26 protein-coding genes are annotated in these 24305 nt (G+C 72.2%); 14 read left to right on the top strand and 12 right to left on the bottom strand.

Annotated elements, in window-relative coordinates; genetic code table 11:
* Positions 1–31: 31 nt before the first annotated feature.
* Both ACIA8L_RS53860 and ACIA8L_RS53855 read right to left on the bottom strand, forming a co-directional pair.
* Positions 32–523 carry a hypothetical protein gene (locus tag ACIA8L_RS53860; RefSeq protein ID WP_395917680.1) on the bottom strand — a complete coding sequence of 164 codons (492 nt, stop codon included), beginning with the start codon at positions 521–523 and terminating at the stop codon, positions 32–34.
* Positions 513–2726 (bottom strand): WD40 repeat domain-containing protein, encoded by a 2214-nt coding sequence (locus ACIA8L_RS53855; protein WP_395917678.1) that lies wholly within the window; start codon positions 2724–2726, stop codon positions 513–515. The genes ACIA8L_RS53860 and ACIA8L_RS53855 overlap by 11 nt, the downstream gene beginning before the upstream one ends.
* A gap of 203 nt (positions 2727–2929) precedes the next feature.
* Here ACIA8L_RS53855 and ACIA8L_RS53850 point away from each other — a divergent pair, with 203 nt between their 5' ends.
* The gene (locus tag ACIA8L_RS53850) at positions 2930–4336 is read left to right on the top strand and encodes an amidase (RefSeq protein WP_395917676.1); all 1407 of its coding nucleotides are present in this window, start codon (positions 2930–2932) and stop codon (positions 4334–4336) included.
* Here the strand turns inward: ACIA8L_RS53850 and ACIA8L_RS53845 are convergent.
* Together ACIA8L_RS53845 and ACIA8L_RS53840 are read right to left on the bottom strand one after the other, a co-directional pair.
* A complete protein-coding gene (locus ACIA8L_RS53845) occupies positions 4329–4676 on the bottom strand; it encodes a hypothetical protein (RefSeq protein ID WP_395917674.1) in 348 nt (115 codons plus the stop codon). The two genes, ACIA8L_RS53850 and ACIA8L_RS53845, sit on opposite strands and share 8 nt — an antisense overlap.
* Positions 4663–5364 carry an SDR family NAD(P)-dependent oxidoreductase gene (locus tag ACIA8L_RS53840; protein ID WP_395917672.1) on the bottom strand — a complete coding sequence of 234 codons (702 nt, stop codon included), beginning with the start codon at positions 5362–5364 and terminating at the stop codon, positions 4663–4665. Before ACIA8L_RS53840 ends, ACIA8L_RS53845 begins: the two co-directional genes overlap by 14 nt.
* Positions 5365–5455: 91 nt before the next feature.
* Here ACIA8L_RS53840 and ACIA8L_RS53835 point away from each other — a divergent pair, with 91 nt between their 5' ends.
* A complete protein-coding gene (locus ACIA8L_RS53835) occupies positions 5456–6343 on the top strand; it encodes a LysR family transcriptional regulator (protein ID WP_395917670.1) in 888 nt (295 codons plus the stop codon).
* Here the strand turns inward: ACIA8L_RS53835 and ACIA8L_RS53830 are convergent.
* Entirely contained in the window at positions 6245–7156 is a 912-nt protein-coding gene (locus ACIA8L_RS53830) for an SDR family NAD(P)-dependent oxidoreductase (RefSeq protein WP_395917668.1), read from the bottom strand. The genes ACIA8L_RS53835 and ACIA8L_RS53830 overlap by 99 nt on opposite strands.
* Positions 7157–7235: 79 nt before the next feature.
* Between ACIA8L_RS53830 and ACIA8L_RS53825 the strand changes: the two genes are divergently transcribed.
* From ACIA8L_RS53825 to ACIA8L_RS53810, 4 genes are all read left to right on the top strand, one after another.
* Entirely contained in the window at positions 7236–7805 is a 570-nt protein-coding gene (locus ACIA8L_RS53825) for a TetR/AcrR family transcriptional regulator (RefSeq protein ID WP_395917666.1), read from the top strand.
* A gap of 77 nt (positions 7806–7882) precedes the next feature.
* Positions 7883–8698 carry an NAD(P)-dependent oxidoreductase gene (locus tag ACIA8L_RS53820; protein ID WP_395917665.1) on the top strand — a complete coding sequence of 272 codons (816 nt, stop codon included), beginning with the start codon at positions 7883–7885 and terminating at the stop codon, positions 8696–8698.
* 13 nt (positions 8699–8711) lie between these two features.
* Positions 8712–9425, top strand: a complete 714-nt coding sequence (locus ACIA8L_RS53815; protein WP_395917663.1) for a class I SAM-dependent methyltransferase — start codon at positions 8712–8714, stop codon at positions 9423–9425.
* 55 nt (positions 9426–9480) lie between these two features.
* Positions 9481–10134 (top strand): FKBP-type peptidyl-prolyl cis-trans isomerase, encoded by a 654-nt coding sequence (locus ACIA8L_RS53810; protein WP_395917662.1) that lies wholly within the window; start codon positions 9481–9483, stop codon positions 10132–10134.
* Positions 10135–10169: 35 nt separating this feature from the next.
* On the opposite strand, the gene ACIA8L_RS53805 is transcribed toward ACIA8L_RS53810, so the two are convergent.
* A complete protein-coding gene (locus tag ACIA8L_RS53805) occupies positions 10170–12755 on the bottom strand; it encodes an AAA family ATPase (protein WP_395917660.1) in 2586 nt (861 codons plus the stop codon).
* Positions 12756–12849: 94 nt separating this feature from the next.
* Positions 12850–13221: a hypothetical protein gene (locus tag ACIA8L_RS53800; protein ID WP_395917658.1), complete on the bottom strand. Its 372-nt coding sequence runs from the start codon at positions 13219–13221 to the stop codon at positions 12850–12852.
* A 154-nt stretch (positions 13222–13375) separates the two neighbouring features.
* On the opposite strand from ACIA8L_RS53800, the gene ACIA8L_RS53795 reads away from it, so the two are divergent.
* On the top strand, positions 13376–13708 hold the full coding sequence (locus ACIA8L_RS53795; protein WP_395917657.1) for an ArsR/SmtB family transcription factor: 333 nt from the start codon (positions 13376–13378) through the stop codon (positions 13706–13708).
* On the opposite strand, the gene ACIA8L_RS53790 is transcribed toward ACIA8L_RS53795, so the two are convergent.
* From ACIA8L_RS53790 to ACIA8L_RS53780, 3 genes are read right to left on the bottom strand one after another with little or no spacing between them, the layout of a single operon-like run.
* Complete coding sequence (locus ACIA8L_RS53790) at positions 13659–16031, bottom strand: ATP-binding cassette domain-containing protein (RefSeq protein ID WP_395917655.1); 2373 nt, start codon at positions 16029–16031, stop codon at positions 13659–13661. The genes ACIA8L_RS53795 and ACIA8L_RS53790 overlap by 50 nt on opposite strands.
* A 40-nt stretch (positions 16032–16071) precedes the next feature.
* Complete coding sequence (locus tag ACIA8L_RS53785; protein WP_395917653.1) at positions 16072–16524, bottom strand: pyridoxamine 5'-phosphate oxidase family protein; 453 nt, start codon at positions 16522–16524, stop codon at positions 16072–16074.
* Complete coding sequence (locus tag ACIA8L_RS53780; protein ID WP_395917651.1) at positions 16521–16880, bottom strand: VOC family protein; 360 nt, start codon at positions 16878–16880, stop codon at positions 16521–16523. The genes ACIA8L_RS53785 and ACIA8L_RS53780 overlap by 4 nt, the downstream gene beginning before the upstream one ends.
* Before the next feature lie 212 nt (positions 16881–17092).
* Between ACIA8L_RS53780 and ACIA8L_RS53775 the strand changes: the two genes are divergently transcribed.
* Together ACIA8L_RS53775 and ACIA8L_RS53770 are read left to right on the top strand one after the other, a co-directional pair.
* A complete protein-coding gene (locus ACIA8L_RS53775) occupies positions 17093–18025 on the top strand; it encodes a hypothetical protein (RefSeq protein ID WP_395917649.1) in 933 nt (310 codons plus the stop codon).
* Between the two features lie 182 nt (positions 18026–18207).
* Positions 18208–19203, top strand: coding sequence for a lipid II:glycine glycyltransferase FemX (locus tag ACIA8L_RS53770; RefSeq protein WP_395917647.1), 996 nt, complete (start codon positions 18208–18210; stop codon positions 19201–19203).
* Positions 19204–19242: 39 nt separating this feature from the next.
* Here the strand turns inward: ACIA8L_RS53770 and nagA are convergent, their stop codons facing one another.
* Both nagA and ACIA8L_RS53760 read right to left on the bottom strand, forming a co-directional pair.
* On the bottom strand, positions 19243–20403 hold the full coding sequence (gene nagA / locus ACIA8L_RS53765; protein ID WP_395917645.1) for an N-acetylglucosamine-6-phosphate deacetylase: 1161 nt from the start codon (positions 20401–20403) through the stop codon (positions 19243–19245).
* 4 nt (positions 20404–20407) lie between these two features.
* A complete protein-coding gene (locus tag ACIA8L_RS53760; protein WP_395917643.1) occupies positions 20408–21424 on the bottom strand; it encodes a zinc-binding alcohol dehydrogenase family protein in 1017 nt (338 codons plus the stop codon).
* 23 nt (positions 21425–21447) lie between these two features.
* Here ACIA8L_RS53760 and ACIA8L_RS53755 point away from each other — a divergent pair, with 23 nt between their 5' ends.
* From ACIA8L_RS53755 to ACIA8L_RS53735, 5 genes are all read left to right on the top strand, one after another.
* Positions 21448–22515, top strand: a complete 1068-nt coding sequence (locus ACIA8L_RS53755; RefSeq protein WP_395917641.1) for an NAD(P)-dependent alcohol dehydrogenase — start codon at positions 21448–21450, stop codon at positions 22513–22515.
* Positions 22512–23114: a TetR family transcriptional regulator C-terminal domain-containing protein gene (locus tag ACIA8L_RS53750; protein ID WP_395917640.1), complete on the top strand. Its 603-nt coding sequence runs from the start codon at positions 22512–22514 to the stop codon at positions 23112–23114. The genes ACIA8L_RS53755 and ACIA8L_RS53750 overlap by 4 nt, the downstream gene beginning before the upstream one ends.
* Positions 23111–23503 (top strand): cupin domain-containing protein, encoded by a 393-nt coding sequence (locus tag ACIA8L_RS53745; protein WP_395917639.1) that lies wholly within the window; start codon positions 23111–23113, stop codon positions 23501–23503. Before ACIA8L_RS53750 ends, ACIA8L_RS53745 begins: the two co-directional genes overlap by 4 nt.
* A 10-nt stretch (positions 23504–23513) precedes the next feature.
* A complete protein-coding gene (locus ACIA8L_RS53740; RefSeq protein ID WP_395917638.1) occupies positions 23514–24125 on the top strand; it encodes a DUF4865 family protein in 612 nt (203 codons plus the stop codon).
* Positions 24122–24305 (top strand): hypothetical protein (locus tag ACIA8L_RS53735; RefSeq protein ID WP_395917637.1); only part of this gene is annotated, 184 nt, incomplete at its 3' end. The genes ACIA8L_RS53740 and ACIA8L_RS53735, both read left to right, overlap by 4 nt.

Here is a 24305-nt window from a genome sequence, read left to right as displayed (position 1 = left end):
CGATCCACCCTTGAACGGGTGGACCGGCGGGTCAGGCCGGGGCGAGGGCGGTGAGCAGGCCGGTGAAGCGAACCGGGGCGCCCGAGCCGGCGCCGATCACGGCGGCGCTGTCGGACGGCAGGGCGCGCATGCACGCGCCCGCATAGCCGGCGTCGGTGAAGCACAGGCCCCAGGTCGCCGACCAGCGTTCCAGAGCGCCGGTTTCCGGGTCGACGACGGGCTCGTCGTCGGTGAAGAAGCGCAGGGCCACGTCGATGCGCCGGTCCTTGACCCACAGCCGGCCGCCCTGGCGGTGGACCGCGGTGACGTCGGCGAAGATGACGTCGATGTCCTGCCCACCGTAGACGTGCCGCCACGAGCGCATGAGCGTCTCGTAGTCGGCGAGGATGCCGCCGGCGTCGAGGACCGCGGCGACGAGCCGGCGATCGCCGGTGACCGGTGCGGCCGCGCGGCGCACGGCTCGGGCCACCTCGGCCGCCCGGAAGGCGACGTCGGTGCCGTACTGCGGCCTGTCAGCGGACACGGGACCCTGGCGGCACCGGCGGACCGGGTGCGCTCAGGACGTCGGTCGTCGCCGGTGTGCCGTCGGGCCCGTCCATGCGCCACAGCCGGACGGTCTGATCCGTGCCGGTGCTGGCGAGGGTCGCGCCGTCGCGGGTGAAGGCGAGGGCGTCGACCGCACCGGTGTGGCCCTCCAGGACTGTGCTCTCGTCCGGGTCGGTTCTGCTCCACAGCCGCACCGTGGCGTCGCTGCTGCCGCTGACCAGCCATCGGCCGTCGGGGCTGAAGGTGAGGGCGTTGACCGCGCCGCCGTGCCCCTTGCGGTTGCCGTGCCGCGATGCCGGCAGCCACCGCGTCCGGTTGCCGTTGATGTCGCCCAGCCAGATGCGCGCGTCGGGCTGGTACGGCTCGCTGTACCGCTCGCGGGCCACGTCGCGGCGGCCGCCCGCGGCGGCGACGGTGGTGCCGTCCGGTGCGACCGCGAGCGCGTAGATCTCATCGTTGCCGGCCTGCCATATCGCCAGCCGCCGGGGGTTCGGTCCGGCCGGGTCCCAGACGGTGACCGAGCCGTCGGCGGTGCCGGCCACCAGCCGTGGCTGCTTGTCCTGCTCGGCGAAGGCCACGGCGTTGACCCGCCGTCCGGCGACCGGGGCCGGGGCCGGGGCCGGGGCCGGGGCCGGGGCCGGGGTGAGCGTGCCGGACTCCGTGAAGGTCCCGGCGGTGCGCCGGTAGACCCGCACCGAGTCGACGGCGGCGACCGCGAGCAGGGCGCCGTCGCGGCTGAACGCCAGCGCGCTGACCGCAGCCGGGCGGCCGGTCACGGTCCGCGCGGCGGGGAGGGTCTGCACCGGTGCGGTGAGCCGTTCGTGGCCCGGCGTCGTGTCCCACAGCCGGACGGCGCCCTCCGGGCCGGTGACCGCCAGCCGGCTGCCGTCCGGGGTGAACGCCACCGGGAACGGGATCTGCCCAGTTTCGGTGGCGGTCTCCACCCGCTCGGTCACCTGGGGTGCGGGTACGGTGCCAAGCGGGCGCCCGGCCCGGTCCCACAGACTGAGGGCGCCGTCCCAGCCGGCGGCGACGAGCATGCCGCCGGCTGGTTGGTACGCCAGCCCGCGCGGCGGCAGGAGCGACTCACGCAGCGTCTCGCAGGTGATGTTGTGGGAGTTGTAAGCGATGCCACGCAGGGTCAGCAGCAGCGGCGCCTTGCCGGGCAGCTGGTCGCGGTCGCGGTGGCAGGCCGGCTGCGCGATGACGCTGTCGTGGGGCAGCCGCACGATCCGGCGGGTGTCGGCCTCCAGGACCGTCAGTTCGTTCTCGTCCTTGGCGAGGAGATAGCCCTCCAGCACCACGACCCGCACCACCGACAGCCGCCGCGGCTCGATCGCCTTGTCCTGGGTCGAGATCTCCGTCGGCGCCGACACCACGAAGATCTGCGCCGGCATCCACGGCACCTCGACGGTCTGCACCAGATACGCCGTCGCCGCGACGGTCCCCAGGACCAGGAACGTCCGCCCGCGCAGCCTCCGGGCACCGCCGGCGAGGCGGGGCCGCCGCCGCGCCGTCACCCGCGCGTTGAGGACCGCGTCGACCGCCACCGTCGCCGCGACCAGCGTCAGGCACGGCCACCGTAGATCCGCCGGGACCGGCCGGAACAGATACACCACACCGCCTGCGGCCAGGGCCAGCAGCAGCCGTCGTACTGTCCTGACGTGGCGGCGCGCCGGCTGCAGGCCCAGCTCCAGCCGGACGCAGACGGCGACCAGCGACGCACCGGTCACGAAGAACTCGGTCGGTGACAGCAGCGCCGTCACCACGACGATCGCGGCCACGATCGGCCACGTCGCCGCCGGGAACCGCGACCGGTCCGGGTCACGCCACCAGGTCACGCCGAGCCACGCGACCCCCAGCGCGAGGGCCGGCATCACCGGATAGGCGTACATGGCGATCGTGCCCAGCAGCACCTGCAACGGGGCGGCGGCGATCAACCCGGTCGTCGTCGTCAGCGAGTACTTCGCCACCGCGAACACCTTGACCAGGAACAGCACCGCCAGCAGCACCGAGCCCACACCCGTGGCCTGCCCGACATCGATCGGCAACCGCCGCGCCCGCTCTCCGGCCGGCACCGCGACCGGTCCAGGGGCCGGCACCACGACCGGTACGTCAGCCGCGATCAGCGGCTCCGGCGACGGTGCGGGAACAGGCTTACCGTTCGGCTGGGCCGGCACAGCCGGACGATGGCCACGAGATCCTGGGCGACGAGACACGACGACTAACCGCGCGACCCGCTCGGCCGTCACTGCCCGCCGCTGTCGCATTGCCGCCAATCCGGACGCCCGGAGCGATGCTACCTGGCGGCGGCGTGGCGATCGCCGCCCGATTCCTGTGTCCGCGGGCGGTACACGTGTCCGGTGCGGGGCAGGAACGCGTCATGACTGACCTCAACGCTTGCGACGCCACCGGACTCGCCGAGCTGATCCGGACCGGGGAGGTTTCCTCCGTCGAGGTGGTGCGGGCGTACCTCGACCGGATCGCGCAGGTGGATTCGCGAATCAATGCCGTGGTCACCGTGGCCGATGGCGCGCTGGCGGGCGCGCGGGCGGCGGATGAGCGGCTGGCCTCGGGGGCGGATGTCGGGGCGCTGCATGGCGTGCCGTTCACGGTCAAGGACTCGTTCGACACGGCTGGAGTACCCACGCAGCGTGGTTCTCCGATTTTCGCGGGGCGCGTGCCGGACACCGATGCCACCGCCGTCGCGCGGATGCGGGACGCCGGGGCGGTGCTGCTGGCCAAGACCAACCTGCCCGAGTTCGCGTACTGGATCGAGTCCGACAACCTGCTGACCGGGCGGACGAACAACCCGTGGGATCTCGAGCTCAGTGCCGGTGGGTCGAGTGGCGGGGAGGCGGCGGCGATCGCGGCCGGGATGTCGCCGCTCGGTATCGGCAGCGACCTGTCCATCTCCGTGCGCGGGCCGGCGGCGGACAACGGGATCGTGGCCCTCAAGCCCACGCACGGGCGCATCCCGATGACGGGAGCCTGGCCGCGGGAGCCGCGGCGGGACTGGCACGTCGGGCCGATGGCCCGCACCGTCCGCGACGTCGCCCTGGCGTACTCGTTGCTGGCCGGGCCGGACGGCGCGGACGGGTTCGCCACCGTTGCGCGCGAGTTCGACGCCGGGCTCGGTGCCGCGCCCGGGCGGGCCGTCCGGGTCGGCTGGCTGACCGACTCGGGGCTCGGACCGGTCGACGCCGAGGTCGCGGCGACCGTGCGCGCCGCCGCCGACGCGCTGCGGGCGGCCGGCGCGCACGTGGAGGCCGTGGAGATTCCGGCGCTCGAACGGGACAATCCCTTGGAGCTGTTCGTCCGCCAGCACGTCATGGAGCTGAAGCCGGCGGTTCGGGTGGCGACCGCGGGGTGTGCGGACGAGATGTTCCGGTATTCGCGAATACTGCTCGCCGCGCCCGACACGTCCGTGCAGGACTACGTGGCCGCCGAGGAAGGGGTCGAGCGGCTGCGGGACGGGTTCGCCGGATACTTCCAGCGCTTCGACGCCCTGCTGCTGCCGGTGACGACGATCCCCGCGCACCAGCACCACCTCGGCCGGTTCACGCTCGACGGGCAAACCGTCGAGGCCTTCCACGTGTCGTCGACAACCGTCCCGTTCAACCTCACCGGGCTGCCGGCCCTGGCCGTGCCGTTCGGTACGAGCAGCCGTGGATTGCCGATCGGCGTGCAGCTCGCCGCCGCCTGGCACGCGGAGTCGACCATCCTGCACCTCGCCTCGCTCCTGGAGGCGCTGAGCCCGGTCCGCGACCGGCACCCGGTGCTCACGTGAGCCGCGACACCTGATAGTGCTCGATGCGTTCACCGCGGACCAGCACGCTCAGGAAGACGGGCAACGCGGGCCGGTCGGTGAAGGAGAAGACGACCGAGAGGTACCCGAGGATGAGTTCGTCGCCGAGGCGTCGGTATTCGCGAATTTCGTATTCGGCGGTCATGCCTTGGGGCTGGGCCGCGTAGTACTCGGCCACGCCCCGGGGCCCGATGCTGTACGGGTGCAGGCCCTGGAAAATGGCGTCCTCGGTGAAGTTCGCGGCGACGGCGGCCGGGTCGTGTGCGTCCACGGCCGCCTTCCACCGGTCGAGGACCCGGCCGAGCCGGTCAATGTCCGGCACTCTGGCCCCCGTCGACGTGCAGGATCTCGCCGGTGACGAACGGTGCGGTCTCCAGGTACACGACCGCGTCGACGATGTCGGAGATCTCGCCCATCCGGCCGACCGGGTGCAGCGCGGCCAGGAAGTCGTGCGTGGCCGGCGGGTGCATCGGGGTGCGGATGATGCCGGGTGAGACGGCGTTGACCCGGATGCCGCGCTGGGCGTATTCGATGGCCAGGGACCGGGTGACCGCGTTCAGGCCGCCCTTGGTCAGCGCGGCCAGGGCGGACGGCACCTGCGAGTTGGCGTGGTCGACGAGGCTGGTCGTGATGTTCACGACGTGACCGCCGCTGCCCATGGCGACGATCGCCCGCTGTGTGACGGTGAAGAAGCCGCGCAGGTTCACCCCCGTGACGAGGTCGAAGTCGGCATGAATGTATTCGGTGAACGGTTTCGCGACGAAGACGCCCGCGTTGTTGACGAGGGTGTCGACGCGACCGAAGGTGTCCAGGGCCCGCTCGACGACGGCGGCGCCGACAGCCGGGTCGGCGATGTCGCCGGGGACGGTCAGGACGTGCGGGTCGTCGGACGGGGAAATCATTCGCGAATTCGCGACGACGGCGTAGCCGAGCTTGCGGTACGCGGTGACGAGCGCGGCGCCGATGCCCTGCGAGGCGCCGGTGATGACGGCGACGTGATGGTTGGTCATGCACCAAATCTGGGCCGGGCGGCGGGCGGCGGCCACGACCGGTTTCCTCGCTGCTGGTAGCCCCCGCCTACCAGGCCACTACGCTGGACGGATGGAGTTGCGCCAGCTCCGATACTTCGTCGCGGTCGCCGAGGAGCTGCACTTCGGCAAGGCCGCGGACCGGTTGCGCATCGCCGGGCCGTCGCTGTCGCAACAGATCAAGACCCTGGAGCGCGATTTGGGGGTACTGCTGTTCGTTCGCGATCGCCGCTCGGTCACCCTCACCCCGTCCGGCGCCGCCCTCCTGCCGCCGACTCGAGCACTGTTGCACCAGGCCGACGAGCTGCGCCGCTCGGCCGCCGGCCGGGCGAGCGCGGAGCCGGTGCGGCTCGGCTACGTCAACTGGCGGCCGCCCGATCTGATCGAACGCACCTCCGGCGTCGCCCAGCTGCTGATCGACGCGTGGGTGATGCCGTCGCACACGCAGGCGGGCCGGGTCGCGGACGGCCGGATCGACCTGGCCATCTGCTGGGTGCCGGACGAGGACCTGGACGCGCTCGGTCTGCTCGCACGGCCGCTCGGCGCCGACCGGCTCTTCGCGGTCTCGGCCGGCGCCGACACGTCGGTGGTGCGAGCGCGGGACGTCGTGCTCCTGGTCGACGCGGACGCCGCCACCTGGTCCTCGTGGAATCGGTTTGCCGTCGCGCTCGCCGGCAGTACCGATGCGGAGGTTGTGGCAATTGACGACGGCGGCATCACCGGGCCGGCGTTCTTCGAGCACGTGCGGCGGTTGGGGCGACCGGTCCTCAACGCTGCGAAAGGGCAGTTTTCGGCGATACCGCCAGATCTCGCGCGACGTCCCGTGGAGCGTCCGGCTCCCATGTGGACCTGGTCGCTGGTGTCACGGCGCGGTGAGACGCGGCCGGCCGTGCTCGCGGTCGTCGATGCGCTGGCCGAGGTCGAAGCGGACGCCGGTGGCGGTCTCGGCGACGGTCCATAGGCGCTCGGCGAGGGCGGGGTCGTCGGCGGGCGGGACGAGGGCGTCGGCGTACACGTGGTCGTCGGACTTGCGCAGGTGCGGGCCCAGGAAGACGCCGGGGCGGGCGTCGGGGTCGACGGCCGCGTAGAGCAGCGGGATCGCGGCGCGTTCGGCGGGGCGGCCGATGGCGGCCTGCGCTACGGCCATCAGCGTGCGGGCGGTGCGGGTCGGCAGTTGCGAGTTCATCGGGGTGTTCGCGAGGCCGGGATGGGCGGTAAGGCTGCGGACCCGGTGGCCGGCGGCCTGCAGGCGGCGGTCGAGTTCGGTGCCGAAGATGAGGTTGGCGAGCTTCGACGCGACGTACGCGCGGCCCTTGAAGTAGCCGCGCTCGGCGGCCAGATCATCCAGCGGGAGGCCGGTCTTCATCCGCCGGTACAGGTTGGAGCCCACGTGCACGATCCGCGCCCGGCTGTCGGTGCGCATCAGGTCGAGCAGCCGGCCGGTGAGGGCGAAGTGGCCGAGGAAGTTCACGGCGAAGGTGGCCTCGAAGCCCTGCGGGCTGAGCTGGCGGGTGTGGTGGCCGAGTCCGGCGTTGTTGACGAGGACGTCGATGGTGCGCCCGTCGTCGTGCAGCCCGTCGGCGAACGCGCGGACCGAGTCGAGGTCGCCCAGGTCGACCTGGCGCGCCTCGAACTCGGGGGCCTTGGCCGGGGTGCGGACGGCGGCGATGACGTGTGCACCGGCCGCTTGCAGCCGCCGGGCCACGACCTGGCCGAGGCCGCTGCTGGCTCCGGTCACCACGACGGTCCGGCCGGTCTGGTCGGGGATGTCCATGACGCCTCCTCCATCTCAGCGGATTATCTATCCGCTGCGGACGACCGTAGCACGCCAGCGGATCAGTTATCCTTTCAGCGTGTCGCCGCTCACTGACTCCGGCCCGCTGCGGGCCGACTCCGCCCGCGTCCGCGCCCAGATGCTCGCGGCCGCCCGCGCCCGGATCGGCGAAGGCGATCTGGACCTGCCGATGAACGCGATCGCCAAGGCGGCCGGCGTGGGCGTCGGCACCGCCTACCGGCACTTCCCCACCCGGCAGGCGCTCCTGGAGGCCCTCGCCGTGCAGAGCCTGGCCGCCCTGGTCGCCGACGCCGTCGCGGGCGCGGCCGACCCGGACCCGGCCGTCGGCTTCACCGCCCTGCTGCGCAACGGCCTGCGGCTGCTGCGCGACGACCCGACCCTGGCCGCGGTCCTGTCGTCGACGGAGCCGCCGTGCCTGGCCACCACCACGGACCTCAACGCCCAGCTCGGCGGGGCCGTGCAGACGATCCTGGAGCGGGCCCGGGCCGAGGGCGTCATCCGCCCCGACGTGACCGCCGACGACATCCGCCGGCTGATCTGCGGCGTGCAGCACGCCGTCGCCGCCGGTCAGGGCGACGATGCCGCCGACCGCTACCTGGACATCCTTCTGGCCGGCCTGCGTCCGTAACCCATGCGCCCCACGCATGGCAGCGATGCCGGACATTCGTTGGTGGCATGGGGTGCGGCCACCTAGCGTTGCCGCACATGGGGAACATTGCCGTGCTCGGCCTCGGCCGGATGGGCGCCGCCATCGCCGGGCGCCTGGTGGATCAGGATCACGCCGTGCGGACCTGGAACCGCAGTCCGCGCCCGCCGGTCCCGGGCACTGCCGCCGCCGGTTCGGCCGCGGAGGCGTGCGCCGGCGCCGAGTTCGTCGTAACCATGCTGACCGACATCGACGCGGTGCTCGCGGTCGTCACCGCGGCGCACCTGGCCGCCGGGACCACGCTGATCGAGATGTCCACGATCGGCCCCGACGGCATTCGCAAGGTCGCCGATGCGCTGCCCGCCGGCGTGCACATGATCGACGCGCCGGTCGCCGGGAGCGTCGGCGCCGCCGCCGCGGGAACCCTGCGCATCCTCGCCGGTGGCGACCCGGCCGAGCTCGATCGGGCCGCGCCGGTGCTGGCCGCCCTGGGCTCGGTGCACCACTGCGGCCCGCTGGGCCGGGGCGCGGCCGCGAAGCTCGTCCTCAACACGGCCGTGATCACCGGCCTGGCCGCGCTCGCCGATGCCCTCACCGTCGGCGCGGCCGTCGGAATCGCCCGGGCCGACGCCCTCGAACTGCTCGGCGCGAGCCCTCTCGCGGGCCTCGCCGGCCGGGCGAGCGGCGGCCCGGGCGCCGCCTTCGCCGTCGCGATGGCGGCCAAGGACCTCGACCTGGCCCGGATAGCCGCCGCCGCACCGCTGCCCACCGCCGACGGCGCCGCCGAGCGGCTCCGGCGCGCGGTGGCCGACGGCCACGCCGAAGCCGACATCTCGGTGCTGGCGAACGTGGACGCACCGCTCGGGCGGCCCTGACTACGATGGCGGCGTGGCAGCCCGATACGACGGTCACGCCGACTGGTACGACACCCGCTTCCGCAACCTCGGCGACGAGTCGGCCGCGCTGCTGGCCGCGCTGCTCGGGCCGGCCGACCCCGCCGACCCGGCCTGCCTCGACATCGGCTGCGGGACCGGGCTGCACTTCAGCGCCGTGGCCGCCGGCGGACACCGGATCATCGGCCTCGACCTGTCCGCCGACCAGCTGCGCATCGCCGCCGGCCGCGACCCGCACGTGATCCGGGCCGACGCCGCGCATCTACCGCTGCCGGACGCGTCCTTCCCGGCGATCGTCATGACGTTCATCCACACCGACGTCGACGACTTCGCCGCGGTCGTGGCCGAGGCGGCGCGCGTCCTGCGACCGGGCGGGCGGCTGGTGTACCTGGGTCCGCACCCCGCGTTCGTCGGCGCGTTCGCGGCCCGCCAGGACGAACCCGAGCACGGCGCGGTGCGGTTCGAGCCCGGGTACGGCGACGAGCGGCTCCGGCGCGACCCCACCGGCCGGTTCCCGATCCGCAGCCGGGTCGGCGCCCGCAACCTGACCTTGACGACGTTCCTGGGTGCGTTCCTGGCCCAGCCGGACCTGCGGCTGACGTCGGTGCGGGAACTCGACACCGCCATGCGGCCGTGGCCGCCGCCCAGCTCGGACGGCCGAATCCTGCCGTGGAACATCGCCGTCACGGCTCGCAACAAACTTCCATGAATTTCTCAGCTACGCCCGGCGCGGGTGTACGGGAGCCGTGACGTACCGTGGTCCGGTGACCGTTCGCCCCTCTGCACCTACACCGCTGTCCAAGACCGAGAAGCGCGCGGCCGCCAAGGCGGCCAAGGAGAAAGCGCGCCGGGCGGCCAAGCGACGGCGCATCCTCAATATCGTCGGCGGTGTGGCCGCCGTCGTGGTCGTTCTGGCCATCGCGGTGGTACTGCTCGTGCGCTCCATCGATGGCCAGGCGCCGGACGCCACCAGCACCGCGGACGGCACGCCGACGCCCACCGCCGCGGCGACGGCCGATGCGCCGTTCCCGCCGCTGCCCGCGGGTGCCGATCAGGCTTTGGCGACCAAGCCGGAGGTCAAGGCCGGCACCGGCACCGTGAGCGCCCTGACGAAGACGACGATCATCGAGGGCACCGGCCCGGTCACGCAGACCGGCCAGACGATCACGGTGAACTACGTCGGCGTCACCTATGCCGACGGCAAGGAGTTCGACGCGTCCTGGAAGAACAAGCAGGCGTTCACCTTCCAGCTCGGCGGGCAGGTCATCCAGGGCTGGAACGACGGGCTCGTCGGCGTCAAGGTCGGCACCCGCATCCAGCTCGACATCCCGGCGAACCTCGCCTACGGCGACAACCCCAGCGGCGGCTCGCCGGCCGGTCCGCTGCGCTTCGTCGTGGACGTCCTCGGCGCCCAATAGCCGGCAAAGCCGGTAGTCCCCGCCCGGCCTGGCGGTCAGCTCGCCAGGCCGAGGCGGACGGCCTCCTTCGCCGCGCCGGAGCGGTTCGGCACGCCGAGCTTGCCCAGCACCGCCGACACATGGTGGTCGACGGTCTTCACGGCGATGAACAGCCGCTCCGCGATCTCGCCGTTGGTGTGCCCGGCGCAGATCAGCTCGAGGACCTGCCGCTCGCGGCGGGTCAGGCCGGCCGGGTGGGCGCGGGTCGCGGCGCGCGGGCCGACCGGGACGGCGCGGACGCCGTCCTGGCGCATGCGCCGCCGTCCGGCCCGGGCGGCGGCCGCCGCGCCGAGTTCGTCCAGGACACTCACGGCGTCGCGCTGGGCCTGCTCGTCGCCGTAGAACAACCGGACCAGCGCGGCCTCGTACGTCGAGCCGATCCGCTCCCACACCGCGGCCGCCTCGGCCCATCGGCCGTCGATCTCCAGGCGGTAGGGCTCCGCGTAGGACGGGCTCGTCATCCGGCCGGAGCCGGTGCGCCGCAGCCACGCGCCCGCCTCGCCGCGGGCCCACTCGTCACCGTCGGCGGCGGCGTCGGCGGCCAGCTCCGCCTCGCGCCGGGCCTCGTCCAGGCGACCCTCGAGCCAGTACGCCTCGGCCCGCGTCGCCCGGGCGTAGAGGATCCACTGTGGCCCCTCACAGCCGTCGGCGAACCGGGCCGCGTCGTCGAGGGGACCCCAGACCTGGTCGGCGCCGCGGCGGGCCCGGATGATGCCGAGGCAGGCGAGCGGGCCGATCTGGTTGAGCGGTGACGCGCTCATCGCGTTGGCCAGCACGTGCCGGCTCAGCTCGAGGGACTCGTCCCAGCGGTCGGTGTTGGCCAGGGTGCTGACCCGCTCGGCCCGGATGCAGGTGCCGAAGGTGCGCACGTCGTGCTCGTCGCAGTATGCGGTCCCGGCCCGGTAGTACTCCTCGGCCGCGGCGTAGTCGCGTTTGGTGCAGAGCATGCCGTGCAGGTTGATGTACGCGCGGCCGACCTGCGCGTCGATGCCGTGCGCCAGGGCGATGTCCAGCCCTCGCCGCAGCGGTGCCATCCAGTCGCCGCCGACGATCGCCCGCGAGCAGCCCTCCGTGATCAGCCCGTCGGCCTGGACGGCCGGCAGCCCGAGCTCAGCGGCGAGCGACTGGGCCCGGCCCGCGATGACGATCGCCTCGTGGTGGCGCTCGTTCACCATGCGCTGCATCGCCAGCGCGGCGTGGGCCCAGGCCAGCTCGGTGGTCGGGCCCAGCGGTTCCAGCGTGGCCAGCGCCGCCTCGGCCGCCCGCGTCGCATCGGCACCGCGGCAGTCGTAGCGCAACGCCGTGGAGAGCCGGCGCAGCGCATCGCCCTCGCGCCGCCGGTCGCCCGCCCGGCGCCAGAGGTCTCGCGACCGCTCGGCCACCTCGCAGACCCGGGGCCCCCGGTCCACCAGGGAGAGTTCGGCCGCGAGCGCGTCATACAGCTCCGCCAGCTCGGCCGGCGGCAGCACAACGGCAAAGCGCAGGGCTCGCTCGTACTGTGCGGCCGCCTCCCGGTGCGAGGCGAGCTCGGACGCGTGGCGGGCCGCCCTGGTCGCATACTCGAGCACGGCGGCGCCGTCCCCGGCCGCCTCCGCGTGGAACGCCATCCGCGCGTCGTCGTCGCGGCCCAGCTCGCGCAGCGCGGCGAGGATCCGGGCGTGGATCGGCGCGATCCGGTGGTGCGGGACGGCCTCCTGCACGGCGAGCCGGGTCAGCTCGTGCCGGAACGTCAGCTGCCCGCCGTCGCCGATCAGCAGCCCGGACCGGACCAGCTCGTCGAGGACGGCGGCCGGGCAACCGGACGCCGCGGTCAGCAGCCGCGGGTCGATCCGATTGCCGATCAGCGCGGCGGTGCCGAGGACCGCCCGCGCCTCCCGGCTGAGCGTGCCGGTCCGGGCCAGGATGACGTCCCGCGCTGAGACCGGTACCCCCGCCGACCCGGCTCTGACCAGCTCGGTGACGAAGAACGGATTGCCGCCGGTGACCCGGTGCAGGTCCCCCGCCTCGAGGCCGCTGTCCCCGGCGAGCCGCCCGACCGCCCGCACCGACAGTGGCGCCAGGCCGATCCGCCGGGTGGTGCGCAGCGTGGCCACGTCGCCGAGGGCACCGCGCAGCACGTCGCGCGAGTGCAGGTCGTCGTCGCGGAAGGTGACGATCAGCAGGATGTGGGCCTGGCGCAGCCGCCGGGCGAGGAACCGCAGCAGGTCGACGGTCGCCTCGTCGGCCCAGTGCAGGTCCTCCAGCACGAGCACGTGCAGCTGCCCCGGCACGTTGGCCTGGCGCAGCAACGCCGCGAAGAGCTCGTCGCGGGAGGCCCGGTCCCGCGCCCGTTCGAGCAGCTCCCCACCGAGCTCGTCGGCGATGTCGAACAGCGGCCCCAGCGGCCGCGGCGTGGAGAGCCCGTCGCACATCCCCCACGCCACCCGCGCCGCCGGCACGAGCTCCGCGAACGCCTCGACGAGGCTGGACTTCCCGACCCCGGCCTCCCCGCCGACCAGCACGAGGCGCCCTTCGCCGGCGAGGGCCTGCCGGGCGTATTCGTCCAGCGACGCGAGCGCGGATTCACGTTCGAGCAGCACCATGCGCACAGTCTCCGCCTTCGCCGCGATTCCCGTGCAAGGCCATCCATTTCCTGACACTGGGCAGCCGGGTCATGACGCGGGATCGAAGGCGGCCTCAGATCTCGAGGTTCTCCTCGATCCGGCGCAGGCTGTGGCGGGCGAGCGCGAGGTTGGCGCGCTGCTTGCTCAGCACCAGGTAGAGGAACAGGCCCTGGCCGGAGTGGCCGGTCACGGGCCGGATGATGTGGTACTGCCCGCCGAGCGTGACGAGAATGTCCTCGATACCGCCCTCGATGCCGAGCATCTCCATCGCACGCAGGTTGGCCCGGACCACGTCGGAGTTGCCGGCCGCCGCGATGGCGAGATCGAAGTCCCGGCTGCCGCCGACGATGCCGAGCGCCATCCCGCTGCCGTAGTCCACGAGCGCGGCCCCGACCGCCCCGTCGATCTGCATCGCGTCCTTGAGCGCAATGTCCAAGTCTGGCACGGCTTCGTCCCCCGATCGTGAGTGCGGTTCGCGACAGCCTCACACCGAGTTGCAGACTTTTGCAAGTCATGAAGTGAAAAAACGCGCGATACGCTGGAAGTACGCAACGCCTGCTAACCTCGGGTTTCCGGCGGCCGGACGGAGGTGGAGCCGCATGTCGGTCCCGCTGTACCAGGCGAAGGCGGAGATGTTCCGCACGCTCGGCCACCCGGTGCGCATCCGGGTGCTGGAGCTGCTCCAGGACGGCCCCCGCCCGGTCCGCGACCTGCTCGCCGAGATCGAGGTCGAGGCGTCCAACCTGTCGCAGCAGCTTGCCGTCCTGCGCCGGGCCGGCCTCGTCACCTCCCACCGCGACGGGGCCCTGGTGATGTACGCCCTGAGCACGCCCGCGGTCGCCGACCTGCTCGCCGCGGGCCGGGCGATCCTGGGCGCGGTCCTCACCGACCGCGACGGCCTCCTCGTGGAGCTGCGCGCCCGCCCGCGGTAGATCCCTCGACGTATGCCGCCAGGTGCTCGCCGGTGAGGGTGGAGCGGGCCTCGACCAGGGCGGCCGGAGTGCCTTCGAAGACGATGCGGCCGCCGTCGTGGCCGGCGCCGGGGCCGAGGTCGATGATCCAGTCGGCGTGGGCCATGACGGCCTGGTGGTGCTCGATGACGATGACCGACTTGCCCGCGTCGACCAGGCGGTCCAGGAGCGCCAGGAGCTGCTCCACGTCGGCCAGGTGCAGGCCGGTCGTCGGCTCGTCGAGGACGTAGACGCCGCCCTTGTCGGCCATGTGGGTCGCCAGCTTCAGGCGCTGGCGTTCGCCGCCGGACAGGGTTGTCAGCGGCTGGCCGATGGTGAGGTAGCCGAGGCCGACGTCGGCCAGACGGGTCAGGATCGTGTGCGCGGCGGGGAGCTTGGCCTCGCCGCCGGCTTCGGCGAAGAACGTCGCCGCCTCGTTCACGGACATGGCCAGGACTTCGCTGATGTCGTAGCCGTTGAGCTTGTAGCGCAGAACCGACGCCTCGAAGCGCTTGCCCTCGCACTCCTCGCACACCGAGGACACGCCGGCCATCATCGCCAGGTCCGTGTAGATGACCCCGGCGCCGTTGCAGTTGGGGCAGGCGCCCTCCGAGTTGGGGCTGAACAGGGCCGGCTTGACCGCGTTGACCTTCGCGAACAACTTGCGCACCGGCTCGAGCAGGCCGGTGTACGTGGCGGGGTTGCTGCGCCGGGACCCGCGGATCGCGGCCTGGTCGACCGCGACCACACCGGCGTCGGGCGGGAGGGAGCCGTGCAGCAGTGAGCTCTTGCCCGAGCCGGCGACACCGGTGACCACGGTCAGCACGCCCAACGGAATGTCGACATCGACGTCGCGCAGGTTGTGGGTGCTCGCGCCGCGTATGGACAGTACCCCCGAAGGCTTGCGCAGTTTGGTCTTGAGCGCGACCCGGTCGGCCAGATGCCGGCCGGTCACCGTGTCGCTCGTGCGCAGGGCCTCGATCGGGCCCTCGAAGGTCACCATGCCGCCCGCCGAGCCGGCACCGGGGCCGAGGTCGACGACGTGGTCGGCGATCGCGATCGTCTCCGGCTTGTGCTCGATGACGAGCACGGTGTTGCCCTTGTCGCGCAGCTGCAGCAGGAGTTCGTTCATGCGTGCGATGTCGTGCGGGTGCAGGCCGATGGTGGGCTCGTCGAACACGTACGTGACGTCGGTCAGCGCCGAGCCGAGGTGCCGGACCAGCTTGACGCGCTGCGCCTCGCCGCCGGAGAGCGTGCCGGCCGGGCGGTCGAGGGAGAGGTACCCCAGGCCGATCGCGACGAAGCCGTCGAGCGCGTCGCGCAGCCCGTGCAGCAGCGGCGCGACCGACGGCTCGGCGAGCCCGCGCACCCACTCGGCGAGGTCGCTGATCTGCATCGCGCACGCGTCGGCGATGGTGATCCCCTTGATCTTCACCGACCGCGCCGGTGCCGCCAGGCGCGTACCGTCGCAGTCGGGACAGGTCATGAACGTGACCGCGCGCTCAACGAACGCGCGCACGTGCGGCTGCAGCGTGTCGACGTCCTTGGCCAGGGTGGTGTGCCGCAGCTTCGTGATCAGGCCCTCGTAGGTGAGGTTGACGCCTTCGACCTTGATCCGGCGCGGCTCACCGTACAAGAACTCCTGCAGCTCTTTCTTGGTGAATCTGCGGATCGGCTTGTCGGGGTCGAAGACGCTCTTGAAGATGCGGCCGTACCAGCCGTCCATGGTGTATCCGGGCACCAGGATGGCGCCTTCGCCGAGGGTCTTGTCGGCGTCGTACAGCTGGGTCAGGTCGAGGTCGGTGACGGCGCCGCGGCCTTCGCAGCGCGGGCACATGCCGCCGGTCCGCGAGAACGTCACGTGCTCGCGTTTGGCGTTGCCGCGCTCGACCGTGACCGCGCCGCTCGCCTTCACCGACGGCACGTTGAACGAGAACGCATTCGGGCCGCCGATGTGCGGTCGGCCGAGCCGGCTGAACAGGATCCGCAGCATCGCATTGGCGTCGGTCGCGGTCCCGACGGTCGAGCGCGGGTCGGCCCCGAGCCGCTGCTGGTCGACGATGATCGCCGTCGTCAGCCCCTCGAGGCGGTCGACCTCGGGCCGGGCCAGGGTGGGCATGAACCCCTGCACGAACGCGCTGTAGGTCTCGTTGATCATCCGCTGGGACTCGGCGGCGATCGTGCGGAACACCAGCGAGCTCTTGCCCGACCCGGAAACCCCGGTGAACACCGTCAGCCGCCGCTTGGGCAGCTCGATGCTGACGTCCTTGAGATTGTTCTCCCGCGCTCCCTGCACGCGGATCATGTCGTGACGGTCAGCGGTGTGGGTGTTCATCGTTCTCCTCTTATTGCAGCCATTCGCCTTCGCGCATCAGGTTTCGCCCACGCAGCTCGTTCTCCTCACGCCAGGCCTGGACGGTGCGCGGCGTGATCCGGAACCAACGGTAGTGGCTCGTGAGCGTCCGCGGATCGAACCCGCTGCGCTGCGCGAACCGGTCGCCGGTCCCCTGGGAGACGCCGTCCATCTCCAGCACCTCGACGTCACCGTCGATCATCACCACGTCGCGGACCAGCCCGAGCGCGAGCCGGACCGTCCGGTTCCCGGCGAGGTTACGGCCGGTCGGGCTCTCGGCCCCGGTGGCGATCAACAGCGCCTCGCCGTCCCAGTCGAAGGACAGCGGCACGAGGTACGGCACCCCGTCGGCCGAGGCGCTGGCCACCCACACATCGACGTCGGTGGCCAGGCGCTGCTCGGTGTCGGCGCGGCGCTGCGCGCGGGAGCGGGGCTCCTCGTTCACTGCGGGTCTTGCAGCAGGCCGAGCACGTTGCCGTCGACGTCGACGACGGTCGCGACGAGCCGCCCCTGCCCGACGTCGTGCGCCGCCGTCCTGACCGTCGCCCCGGCCGCCGTGACCTCGGCGATCTTCGCGGCGATGTCGGTCACGTGCCAGTACGCGACGGGCGTGGTGTCGCCGTGGCCGCCGCGCTCCGGGACGAGGCCGATCTGCTGCCCGCCGACCTGGTAGCCGACGTAGTACGGGGAGTCGGCCTGCGGCTCGATGCCGAGCAGGGCGGTGTAGACGGGCTTGGCCTTCTCGAGGTCGGCCACGGGATGCAGGATCGTCTGGACACCCAGCACTTCGGAGTTCGTCATGCCCTTGAGCCTATGGGCGCGCCCGGCCCCGTGCTTCTCGATTCCTGATCGGTCGGCACCGCCGTCGAGCGGTTCGCCGGCGTGCCTGGTGGCCGCTGGTCTGGCTGGCGACCGTCTGGGCGAGCCTCAACGCCCACCGTCCGCTGTCGGGTTTCGGCGCCGGACCGACTTGCCCGCTCTTGGGCGGGTCTCCGGGGGCTACGGTGCCGCGCATGAAGCGACTCCTGACGATGAGTGCAGCCGCGGCCGCGCTGGTGGCGGCGCTCCCGGCCGCCCCCGCCGCTGCGGCCTTCCCCGGCGCCAACGGCCGGCTGGTATTCCAGCGCTTCGATGCGGCCAACGTGCTGGGCGACATCTACACGGTCACCGCCTCCGGCAAGGGCCCGACCGACATCACCGGCACGCCGAAGATCGAGGACCGCGACCCGGCCTGGTCCGCCGACGGCGCGCACATCGCGCTGCGCCGCGCCGGGGCCGGCGCGGACGAACTGTGGGTGATGGACGCCGACGGCGGTGGGCTGCACGTGCTGCCCTACAGCGGTACCGCCGCCGCCCCGGCCTGGTCCCCGGACGGCACCCGGCTGGTCTACGAGTGCTGGAACGGCGCCGACACCGACATCTGCGTCATCGATGCCGACGGCAGCAACCTGATGTACCTGACCGTGACCGCCGGCATCGGTGAGCACACTCCGGTGTGGTCGCCGGACGGCACGCTGATCGCCTACTCCAGCGACCTGCCCGCCGGTGGCGGCAACCTGGTCGCGCTCAACCCGGCCACCCTCGCGGCGGCGGCCGTCACCCCGCCCGTCGCCGGGGTCTACGACTCCCGCCCGGACTGGTCCCCGGACGGCACCCAGCTCGCGTTCAGCCGCTTCGTCGTGGGCAGCGGCACCGGCGGCGGGATCTACCGCATCCCGGCGGCCGGCGGCGGGCGGGCGACGCTGGTGACCAGGCCGCGGCCGGGCAGCGACACCCACCACACCATGCCGGCCTGGTCGCCCGACGGGACCCGGATCGCCTACTGCGACCTGGACGATGACGAGGCCTGGGGGCACATCTACACGATCAACCCGGACGGCACCGGCCGTGTCCAGGTCACCGCCGGCGCGACGACGGACGAGGTCCCCGACTGGCGCCCCGTCTGAGCCGCCGGCGCGGGCGAATTGTGAGGAGCCGGTGAAGCCGGTGTTGGGTTTCGATGAGATCCGGGTCGTTCGCGGCCTCCGGACGACTTCTTCATCGGATCCTCACGACCGGCTTCCTACGGTACGGCCAGCGGCCCGCGCAGCACCTCGCTTCCCCTCCCGGAAAGGCGACCTCACTCCACATGTCTCGGCACTCCTCCGTCTCGTGGCGCAACGAAGTGCCCGGCCAGTCGTGGGACGACGAGCTGTTCGCCCGCGGCGGGCACTTCCTGCAGAGCACCCACTGGGCGACGTTCAACAAATGGCTCGGCCGGAAACTGTTCTTCGGCCGGGGCCCGGGCTGGCAGTGCTTCGCCATCCTGGAGCGGACCAACAAGGTGACCCGCCTCTTCTGCCCGTACGGCCCGGTCGCCGACAGCCTGGAGAGCTACCAGCTCGCGACCACGCAGTTGCGGGCGCTGGCCAAGGACGAGGGCGCCATGTTCGTCCGGGTGGAGCCGTGGGCGCCGGTGACGAAGGCCGACCTCGAGCGGCTCATGCACACGCCGGCGCTGCGCGACATCCACCCGTCGCTGGTGTTCCAGCAGGACCTCACCAAACCGCGCGAGCAGATCCTGCGGGAGATGTCCAAGAACAATCGGCAGCGGTACCGCAATGCCGCCAAGAACGGCGTGCGCGTCGACGCGAGCCATGATCCCAGCGACGTGGAACACCTGCTGATGGTGGTGCACGAGGTGGCCGCGCACAACCACATCGTGCAGCCCCCGGACGACTACTTCCGGACCATGGTCAGCGTGCTGCTCCCACGTGACGCGGCCACGCTGTACATCGCGCGCCACCACGGCGAGCCGGTCTCCGCGGCGCTCGTGTTCGACGGCCCGACCACCCGCCACGTCGCCCACTCCGGCAGCCTCCACAGCCACCGCAACGCCCACCCGGGCGCCATCATGCGCGCCACGATGATGCTGGACGCGCAGGAGCGCGGACTGAAGACGTTCGACTCGCTGGGCGTGGCGCCGCCCGGCGAGCCGGACCACCCGTGGGCCGGCGTGACGACGTTCAAGCTGTCGTTCGGCGGCGACTACCGCTACTACCTCGGCACGTGGGAACTCCCGGCGAGCCCGCTGTACTACGCCTACCGCTCGGTCTACCGGGCGTATTCGGCGACCCGTCGCTGACGGCGCCGCACCGCCTCGGCTGGGGGTGGACCGCGCGCATCAGTCCTCGGGTGGTCCGAGCCGCCCGTGTATGGGTCGTCCCTCGGCGAAGACCTCGCGCACCCGCAGATCGCTGTCGAGGATGACGATGTCGGCCGCCTTGCCCGGGAGGAGACTGCCGGTGTGGTCGGCCAGGCCCAGGAGCGCGGCCGGGGTGGTGGCCGCGGATCGGGCGGCGGCGGTGATGGGCAGGCCGATGACGCGGATCGCGTGCCGCACGGCTTCGTCCATGGTGAGGGTACTGCCGGCCAGGGTGCCGTCCACGAGGCGCACGCTGCCGCCTTCGGCGATGACCGGCACCGGGCCGAGCTGATACTGGCCGCTGGTCATCCCCGCGGCGGGGGTCGCGTCGGTCACGAACGCGATACGGTCCGGACCGGCGGCGTCGACGGCGATACGGACGGCGTCGTCGTGGACGTGGTGCCCGTCGTTGATGATCTCGCAGGTGACGGCCGGGTTGGCCAGGGCCGCGCCGGCCGGGCCGGGGTCGCGGTGGTGGAACTGCCGCATGGCGTTGAACAGGTGGGTGGCCAGCCGCGCGCCGTGGGCAAACGCGTCACGCGCCTGGACGTATGTCGCTTCGGTATGTCCGACCGCCGCGATCGCGCCGGCGTCGAGCACCTGATCGAGCAGGTCCATTCCGCCGGGTAGCTCAGGCGCCAGCGTCACGACACGGATGTGGCCGCGACCGGCCGCGAGGAGTTGCCGCAACGCACCCGGGTCGGGTGGGAGCAGGAACTCGTGATGGTGCGAGCCACGCTTGGCCGGGTTGAGGAACGGGCCTTCCAGGTGGATGCCGGCGATCCCCGGCTCGCCGGCGTCGATCATCGCGGCGAGGGTGGCGACGGCGGCGACCATGCGGTCCAGCCGGTCGGTGACGAGGCTGGCCAGGGTGCGGGTGGTGCCGTGCCGCCGGTGGAAGGCGATCGCCCGTCGGATCTCGGCGGGGTCGTCGGTGGTGATCTGGGCGCCGCCACCGCCGTGCATGTGCAGGTCGATGAAGCCGGGCAGCAGCCACCCGCCGGCCAGGTCGACGACGCGCCCGGCGGCTGACGGACGGCCTCGGCCCACCGCTCTGATGATGCCGCCGGCGATGGTCAGCCATCCGGGATCGAGCACGACCGCAGGTGTGACGATCCGGCATCCGGTCAAGGTGAGCACGGTTTCACCCTAGGGTGCCGAAGGTACCGATCCGCCGCCGTCCCGCGCCCTCATCTCGGTGGAAGTGCGATTCAGGACGGTGCACAGCGACGATCGTCTTTCCGGTGGCCGATCCGAGCTGTTGCTGTTCGTGTGCCCCCGGGATGTCGGCGAATGGGATCGAACGCACGGCTTCGCCGAGTGATTGACGCGCCGGCGCCGCGAGAACATCTCGTATGAGGCCGGCCACGTAGTGCGGATCGGCTTTCGCCCGGGCTCGGATGCTGAACCCGCTCAGGCTGATGTTCCTGGGGCGCAGCACGGCCGGCGAAGCGTGAGCGGCCGGAGGCTCGCCCTGGGCGGCGCCGTAGCTGATGATTCGGCCGCCCGGCCGGATGGCGTCGAGGACTGCGGCGAACCGCGCTCCGCCGACGGAGTCGAGCACGACATCGAAGGAGACATCCTGCTCGGGGAAGCGTCCGGCTCGCAGTACCGGTCGGTAGCGGTGGTGCAGTGCGCCGAGTTTCCGCTCGGTCCCGACCGCGCCGTAGGCGACGACTGAGCCGTCCGCGGGCAGGAGTGCCGCGATGGCGGTCCCTACGCCGCCGCTCGCACTGGTGACCAGAACGCGGTCCCGCGGGCTGACGTGCGCCTGGCGGAGCAGGCCCAGCGCCGTCGCCCAGGTCAGCGGGGCGACCACCGCGTCGTGAAGCGCGACATCGTCGGGCACCGGGACGGTCAGCCGGGCGTCGGCCCGAGCCACCTCGGCCCAGCCTCCGCCGTCCGGAAGCATCGCGACCACTCGATCGCCGGGTGCGAAGACACTCCCCTCGGAGCCTACTTCCCGGATCCGACCGGCGACCTCGAGGCCGGGGGTGAACGGCCAGGCCGGCGCATAGCCGGGGACGCCCCGGCGAGCGAGCACGTCGGCGAAGTTCAGCGCCGTGTACTCGACGTCGATGGTCAACTCCCCGGGCTGCGGAACGGGAACGGGAGCGGTCCTGCGCTCGAGCGCCCCCAGGCCCCGCTCCGGCGCGTGCATCTGGATGGTCATCATCTGCATGGTTGCGACCATACATACTAGTATGTATGGTGGGCAAGGCTCGAATGATCGAAGGGACAGGCAGCATGCGGGTGTGGTTGACCGAAGGTGACGGCATCGAGGGTCTGCGGCAAGCCGTCGTCGATGATCCGGTCCCCGGACCGCGGGAGATCCTGCTGCGAACGGTCGCAGTCGCGCTCAACTACCGCGACCTCCTGGTGATTCGGGGCGAGGGCACCTGGAAGCCCAACCGGCCGATCGTGCCGATCTCGGACGCCGCCGGTGTGGTCGAGGCGATCGGATCGAAGGTGACACGATTCGAACGGGGCGACGTGGTGCTGCCGACGTTCCTGCCGAAATGGCGATCCGGTCCGCTCACAGCCGAGACCTACACGATGCCGACGGGCGGTCCCCGGGGGCGCGGCATGCTGGCCGAGTTCGTGACCATGGACGAGCAGGAGGCGGTGCGGGCGCCGCGGACGCTCGACGCCGTCCAGGCGGCGACATTGCCGGTCGCCGGCGTGACCGCCTGGCACGCGCTGCGACGAACGGGAATCTCACCGGGAACGGTCGTCCTGGTCCACGGCACCGGCGGGGTGGCGCTCATGGCGCTGCAGATCGCCGCTGCGGTCGGCGCGGAAGTGATCGTCACGTCGGGCCGCCCGCACAAACTGGACCGGGCCCGGGTGCTCGGGGCGCGGCACACCATCGACCGTCGGCGGCTGGACGTCGCCGCCGAAGTGCGCCGGCTGACCGGCGGCGTGGGTGCCGACATCGTCATCGAGACCATCGGCGGATCGAACCTCGACGTCTCGCTCGACGCGGTGCGCATCGGTGGACACATCGCCTTCATCGGGCTGCTCGCCGGCCTGAAAGCCGAGGTCAGCACCTACAAACTCGTCACCACCAACGCCACGCTCCACGGCATCGAGACCGGCTCGCGCGAGATGCTCGAGGAACTCGTCGCCTTCATCGACGCGCACCGGGTCGTCCCGGTCATCGACTCGACGCACCGCTGGGAAGACATCGCCACCGCGCTTCGGCACCTCGAGGCCGGTACCCATCTCGGAAAGGTAGTAGTGACGGCATGACCGCCTCCAAGCTCGGTGACATCTCCGGCAAGGACACCCGGACGCGGCTCGTCGAAGGCATGGCGGACCTGCTGTGGGAGCGCGGATACGTCGGCACCAGCCCGACGGCCGTGCTGCAACGCACGGGGGTCGGGCAGGGCAGCCTGTATCACCACTTCGCCGGCAAGCAGGACCTGGCCGTGGCCGGCATCCGCATGAACGCCGACACCCTCACCCGCGCCGCCCGGGAGGCGCTCGACGGGCCCGGCACCGCCTACGAGCGGCTCGAGCGGTTCCTGCTACGCGACCGAGACGTGTTGCGCGGATGCCGCATCGGCCGGATGACGCAGGACCCGGACGTGTTCGCCGCGGAAGCGCTGCGCGAGCCGGTGGCGGAGGCGCTGGCCTGGGTGCGCACGGCGATCGCCGAGGTGATCGAGGAAGGGCAGGCCCGCGGCGAGCTCGCTGCCGGTCTCGCCCCCGACGACCTCGCCGCGACGATCTTGTCCACCTTGCAGGGCGGATACGTGCTCGCCCGGGCCGAGCTCGACGAGGCTCGATTCACCGCCGCCGTCCGCGGCCTGCTCGGACTGCTCAAGGCCCTGGTGGTCGCGCCGTGATCGTCACCCGGCAGCACGCGTCGTTGCCCGCACCGCCCCGGATGATCGACGGGAGCGCGCACTACGAGGCCTTGGCCGCACCGTCCGCTCCCGCTCAGGTCGAAGTGCTGCACGTGCACTTCGCAGCCGGAAGCCGTACGCGTTGGCACACCCATCCGGCCGGACAGCTGCTCATCGTCACCGCCGGCGGGGGCTGGGTCCAGAGCCGCGGCCGCGCACCCCAACGACTCAGCGCGGGCGACGTCGTGCGCATAGACGCCGGCGAGGAGCACTGGCACGGCGCTGCGGCGACGTCCTCGATGTCCCATCTTGCCATCCAGCGACACGACGACCGGGGCGGGGCCACGGCCCTCGAAACGGTCGCCGACGACGACTATCCGAAGGAATAGGTCGCAGCCCATGCTGGCGATGCAGTACGAGATCACCCTACCCGCCGACTACGACATGCAGATCATCCGCGACCGCGTCGCCACGACCGGGCACCTGCTCGACGCGTACCCCGGCCTCGGGGTAAAGGTGTTCCTGATACGCGAACGGGGTGTCGACGGCTCCACCACCAACCAATACGCCCCCTTCTACCTCTGGACCGACCCCGGGGGCGCGGCGTCGTTCCTCTGGTCCGGGACAGGCTTCACGGCCATCCTCCGCGACTTCGGCCGGCCGGTCGTGCAGACCTGGGTCGGTGGCACCGCGCACCAGGCTCCGCACTGGGCCGCCGGACCGGCGTACGCCGTGCGGCAGAAAGTCGCGCTACCAGCCGACGCCGACATCGTCGCGGCCGCCCAGGCGGCGGATCGTCGGGCGGCCGAGGCGGTTGCGACCGGCACGGCGCAGCTGGCCGCCTACGGCGTCGACCCGCGCACCTGGGAACTCGTCACCATCACCCTGCACGAGCAGCGTCCCGACCCGGTTTCGCAACCGGGCGACCTGTTCCAGGTACTGCACACGGCGGCCCCCGAGCGCCTGCACCTGCCCGACCGCGTGAGCAACCGGCTGGTGGTCGCGCGATGACGACCCGCCGGCCCGTTGCCGTCGCGGCCGCCTGCATCGTCGTGGCACTCTGGGCCAGCAGCGCACCGACCATGCTCTACCCGGAGTACCAGCGCATGCTCGGGCTCGGTTTCGTCTCCACGACGGCGCTGTTCGCGGCCTATCCCCTGGTGCTGCTGGTCGGATTGTTCGTCACCGGCG

Source organism: Dactylosporangium sp. NPDC051541, from assembly GCF_044454505.1.
Classification (GTDB): domain Bacteria; phylum Actinomycetota; class Actinomycetes; order Mycobacteriales; family Micromonosporaceae; genus Dactylosporangium.
This window is presented reverse-complemented; position numbering and strand designations above follow the sequence as displayed.

Coding starts and splice junctions, on each gene's coding strand:
- ACIA8L_RS53790 (WP_395917655.1), bottom strand. CDS start 16,031: ATGATCCGCGTGCAGGGAGCGCGGGAGAACAATCTCAAGGACGTCAGC.
- ACIA8L_RS53830 (WP_395917668.1), bottom strand. CDS start 7,156: ATGGACATCCCCGACCAGACCGGCCGGACCGTCGTGGTGACCGGAGCC.
- ACIA8L_RS53780 (WP_395917651.1), bottom strand. CDS start 16,880: ATGACGAACTCCGAAGTGCTGGGTGTCCAGACGATCCTGCATCCCGTG.
- ACIA8L_RS53835 (WP_395917670.1), top strand. CDS start 5,456: ATGGAGTTGCGCCAGCTCCGATACTTCGTCGCGGTCGCCGAGGAGCTG.
- ACIA8L_RS53740 (WP_395917638.1), top strand. CDS start 23,514: ATGCTGGCGATGCAGTACGAGATCACCCTACCCGCCGACTACGACATG.
- ACIA8L_RS53775 (WP_395917649.1), top strand. CDS start 17,093: ATGAAGCGACTCCTGACGATGAGTGCAGCCGCGGCCGCGCTGGTGGCG.
- ACIA8L_RS53805 (WP_395917660.1), bottom strand. CDS start 12,755: ATGGTGCTGCTCGAACGTGAATCCGCGCTCGCGTCGCTGGACGAATAC.
- ACIA8L_RS53840 (WP_395917672.1), bottom strand. CDS start 5,364: ATGACCAACCATCACGTCGCCGTCATCACCGGCGCCTCGCAGGGCATC.
- ACIA8L_RS53820 (WP_395917665.1), top strand. CDS start 7,883: ATGGGGAACATTGCCGTGCTCGGCCTCGGCCGGATGGGCGCCGCCATC.
- ACIA8L_RS53850 (WP_395917676.1), top strand. CDS start 2,930: ATGACTGACCTCAACGCTTGCGACGCCACCGGACTCGCCGAGCTGATC.
- ACIA8L_RS53760 (WP_395917643.1), bottom strand. CDS start 21,424: ATGCACGCGCCGGAGCGGGGCCTGGGGGCGCTCGAGCGCAGGACCGCT.
- ACIA8L_RS53770 (WP_395917647.1), top strand. CDS start 18,208: ATGTCTCGGCACTCCTCCGTCTCGTGGCGCAACGAAGTGCCCGGCCAG.
- ACIA8L_RS53750 (WP_395917640.1), top strand. CDS start 22,512: ATGACCGCCTCCAAGCTCGGTGACATCTCCGGCAAGGACACCCGGACG.
- ACIA8L_RS53795 (WP_395917657.1), top strand. CDS start 13,376: ATGTCGGTCCCGCTGTACCAGGCGAAGGCGGAGATGTTCCGCACGCTC.